Here is a 687-nt window from a genome sequence, read left to right as displayed (position 1 = left end):
ATAACTGTAAACTATATCTATAAGCGTGATGATGCGGGAGATGTTGTAGTAGAGCATATAGATGAGAACGGAAATGTACCTTTAGAGAGCCCTGAGGTACTTGACGGAAGAGAGAAACTTGGAGAGAACTATACAACAAGTTCAAAGGTATTTGATAATTACGATCTGATAAGTGTACCAAGTAACGCAACAGGAACATTTATAAGCGGAAGTCAGACTGTAACATATGTGTACAGAAGAAGAGATGCAGGAGATGTAATCGCCCATTACGTAAATACTGCAGGAATACCGATAGAAAGTGATGAAATACTTGACGGAAGTAGAAGTCTTGGCCTGCCATATGCAACAGCGGCAAAGGCAATAAACGGATATAGTTTACACCTTGTACAGGGAGCAGAGACAGGAGTATTCAGTTCAGGAAGAATAGAAGTAACATACATCTATAAGAAGGACCCAAGCGTGGTAGTAATACCGGGACCGCTAACCCCTGTAACTCCTATAAACCCAAGCCCGATAAATCCGATTAACCCGATTAATCCGATAACCCCTGTAACACCGGTAAATCCAAGTACACCGACAACCCCTACCACACCGACAACCCCTACAACTCCGATAAGAGTGGCAACCCCAAGCCAGATCACTATACCGGGAAGAGATGAGGATGTAGTTATAAGACCTACAAGACCT

General features: G+C 42.9%; 1 protein-coding gene. It reads left to right on the top strand.

Going from position 1 to position 687, the window contains the following annotated elements; all coding sequences use genetic code 11:
• The coding region (locus SBH76_RS13465; RefSeq protein WP_317978165.1) for a MucBP domain-containing protein at positions 1-687 on the top strand (687 nt) is incomplete at both ends.

This window comes from Lachnoanaerobaculum sanguinis (genome assembly GCF_033242365.1).
GTDB lineage: Bacteria > Bacillota > Clostridia > Lachnospirales > Lachnospiraceae > Lachnoanaerobaculum > Lachnoanaerobaculum sanguinis.
The sequence above is the reverse complement of the archived record's forward strand: the minus strand, read 5'-3'. Positions and strand labels throughout refer to the sequence as shown.